Origin of the sequence: Dialister sp. UBA1703 (assembly GCA_002320515.1) — a bacterium.
GTDB lineage: Bacteria > Bacillota > Negativicutes > Veillonellales > Dialisteraceae > Dialister.
This window is the reverse complement of the sequence record DCJJ01000063.1, coordinates 1-3,072: the sequence shown is the minus strand read 5'-3', so window position 1 is coordinate 3,072 and position 3,072 is coordinate 1. Positions and strand designations below refer to the sequence as shown.

Sequence of the window (3,072 nt, the reverse complement as noted above, 5' to 3'; positions counted from 1 at the left end):
CTTAACTAAGTGGCATTGCCCTTTAGGGGGCGAGGGCCACGTTAGCGGAGCGGAGGTGTACGAGGGTAAGCAGAGAAATGATATTCTATGCGGTCGTTACTGCCCCAAGTCAGCATTCTACCGGGAGATTTCTCGGCTCCGTTTCACTGGCTTCATGAAACTATGGGATCCATACCGGCTAGTACCTACGCTCGAAATGACGGGAAAGCCATAGTGGCACAATGCAAGCCCCGTAACGCTGACTTTATAATCATAGCCGCCTCCACAACCTTCGCCCGCGAAGCGGGCGTTAACCTTCCTCTTTAAACCCTTTGAACCGGAACCCTCAAAGCCCATACCTCTTGTATTAGTATAAGAAAATGCTATAATTAAATAGTACTGATATTTTGAAATTTCTATGTTAAGGAAGCAATGTGCGATTCAAAGAATCAGCCACTGCTTCCTTATTATTTTGGAAGCGGTTTTTCTTATGGAGGAGTATGCCTATGGAAGAAAAGAGAAATGAAACAGGGAAGAGTAAGGGCCTGCGGGTTTTTATCATTGTCCTGTTTGCTGTATTTACTGCCTTTGCCATGATTTTCAGCCTGATTTTCGGTTCGGCGGACATTTCCTTCGGCACGATCCTGCATACCCTTTTGGGAAATGTGGAAACCACCGATGAAATGGTCATCTGGAATATCCGGTTCCCCCGGAATATTGTAGGCGCCCTGGTAGGGGCGAACCTTGCCGTATCCGGTGCCATTCTGCAGGCCGTCATGAAGAACCCCCTGGCGGACCCGGGCATTGTAGGTGTTTCCAGCGGCGCCGGCCTGGCCGGGGTGATTATGCTGATTTTCATGCCGGAAGCTTCCCTCCTCCTGACGCCGGTGGCCTTTGTGGGAGCCATGCTTTCCGCCGCTGCCGTCTATGCGCTGGCATGGAAAAACGGTATCCGCCCCAGCCGCATTATTTTGGCCGGTGTGGCAGTGAGCGCATTTCTGGGAAGCGGTATTTCCGCCCTTCTTGTTTTCTATTCCGATAAAGTGCAGGGCGCCCTCCTGTGGATGGTGGGCGGCCTGTCTGCCAGAAGCTGGCCCCAGGTGGAAGCACTTTTTCCCTATACAGTGCTGGGCCTTGTGCTTGCTCTGGCAGGCTGCAAGGCACTGACTATCCTCAGCCTTGGCGATGAGACAGCCAGAGGCCTTGGGGTGCCGGTGGAAAAAGTCCGTTTCTCCATGACTGCCGTGGCAGCCCTCCTGGCTGCCGGTGCTGTCAGTATTGCCGGACTCATCGGTTTTGTAGGCCTTGTGGTGCCCCATATTGTACGCCTCATCATCGGCACGGACTATAAGTATGTGGTGCCGGGCTCTGCCATTCTGGGGGCCGGTGTGCTGGTCTTCTGCGATACCCTAGGACGGGTGCTCTTTTCGCCTATTGAAATACCGGCGGGGATTATCATGGCCTTTCTGGGTGCGCCTTTCTTCCTGTATCTCTTAAGGAGGAGCGCATAATGAGTACGAACGATATAGCCATTAGAATTTCAGACATTCATGTTTCCTTTGGAAATCATCACGTCCTCCGCGGTGCCAGCGGTGTCATTAAAACGGGAAGCATTGTCACCTTCCTGGGACGAAATGGCTGCGGTAAATCCACCCTTTTGAAGACGGTAACAGGAAATCTGACACCCCAGAAAGGGTCCATTGAAATCGCAGGCCGCCCGCTTTCCTCCTACAGTTTCAATGAACTGGCCCGGGTGGTGGCATTCCTGCCCCAGTTCCATGATGTTCCCAAGGACATGACCTCCGAAGAATTGGTTTCCTGCGGACGTTACCCCTACCAGCACTGGTGGAGCGGCGTTTCCACAAAGGACAGGGAAGTGGTGGCGGAAGTCATGGAGAAAACAAATACCACCCATCTCAAAGACCGTCTGGTAGCCAGTCTGTCCGGCGGTGAAAGACAGAGAGTATGGATTGCCATGGCCCTGGCCCAGGAACCGAGGATCCTCATTCTCGATGAACCTACCACCTATCTGGATATCTGCCACCAGCTGGAAGTGATGGAGCTGGTATCCAAACTGAACGAAGAAGAAAATCTGACAGTAGTCATGGTCCTTCATGAAATCAACCAGGCCGTCCGCTACTCCACGGATCTTCTTGTCCTGGAAAACGGCGTCATAGAGCGCCACGGTCCGCCTATGGAAGTCATGACCCACGAAGCCATTGCAGAAGTTTTCGATGTGGATGCGGATGTGGAAATGAGAAAGGGAAGGCCTATGATCTGCATCAACGGGCTCCTTGATAAATCGGATACATAAGTGTTTGGATAGTGGGCTGGCGGCGCAGCCGGGATTGGGGCGGTGCTTTCCAGTATTCCCGCAGGGGCCTGCGCCTTAGGGACAAGCCCCTTTGGGGCTTGAGGGTTCAGGCGCCTTTCGGCGCCCGGGTTCAAAAGGTTCACAAGGTTCAAAGGGTTGTGGTGGCGCCTTTAATTTATAGAAGGCGCCCTCTTATGATAAAACCATTACAACCGCCCTGTGGGCGATGGAAAACAGGCCAACCGCCCTGGCGGGCGATGGAAATGCATTTCCCCTTTTGTGGCTTACGGCACCACCTTCCCGCCCCGTTGGGAAGCGTGTCACTGGATTCTCAGTCGCCTACGGCTCCCTGCGAATCCAGTTCCCTTGCCACCGCGGTATCGGTCGGGCGACAAAAGGAAAGCGCCTTTATGGGCAGGCTAGGCGCCTTACTTCGCCCGACTTGCACATCCTATGCAGGATGTGCACAGTGGACAATAAAGCTCCGCAAAGCAGTCCTTTCATAAGCAGCTCACAGCATAACGGAGTTTTATTCTGCCCCCTTTTTTAAAATCTGCGGCGGAGCCGCCACCATCACCCTCTGAACCTTTTGAACCTTCTGAACCCTGTGAACCCTCACGCCAAAGGCGTGTCCAATGGCGCAGCCGGATAGGGGGGCGAGCGCAGCGAACCAGTCAGCAGAATTGTTTTCAAGCCATATGACACAGAAAAGCAAATCCCGTAACGTTCTTGCGTCCGCTTTAGGGGAAGAGGGCCACGAAGTGGCGAAGGGATGTACG

At 53.4% G+C, this 3,072-nt stretch carries 3 protein-coding genes; 2 read left to right on the top strand and 1 reads right to left on the bottom strand.

The window, feature by feature from the left end:
* Window positions 1-485 precede the first annotated feature (485 nt).
* Together B2Y11_RS02995 and B2Y11_RS02990 are read left to right on the top strand one after the other, a co-directional pair.
* On the top strand, window positions 486-1,490 hold the full coding sequence (locus B2Y11_RS02995; RefSeq protein ID WP_291056041.1) for a FecCD family ABC transporter permease: 1,005 nt from the start codon (window positions 486-488) through the stop codon (window positions 1,488-1,490).
* Window positions 1,490-2,293, top strand: coding sequence for an ABC transporter ATP-binding protein (locus B2Y11_RS02990; protein WP_291056040.1), 804 nt, complete (start codon window positions 1,490-1,492; stop codon window positions 2,291-2,293). The genes B2Y11_RS02995 and B2Y11_RS02990 overlap by 1 nt, the downstream gene beginning before the upstream one ends.
* 529 nt (window positions 2,294-2,822) lie before the next feature.
* On the opposite strand, the gene B2Y11_RS02985 is transcribed toward B2Y11_RS02990, so the two are convergent.
* On the bottom strand, window positions 2,823-3,072 hold a 250-nt coding region (locus tag B2Y11_RS02985), incomplete at its 5' end, for a hypothetical protein (protein WP_291056038.1).

Excerpts from the sequence above, each read along its gene's own strand:
- B2Y11_RS02995 (WP_291056041.1), top strand. The coding sequence starts at position 486 with ATGGAAGAAAAGAGAAATGAAACAGGGAAGAGTAAGGGCCTGCGGGTT.
- B2Y11_RS02990 (WP_291056040.1), top strand. The coding sequence starts at position 1,490 with ATGAGTACGAACGATATAGCCATTAGAATTTCAGACATTCATGTTTCC.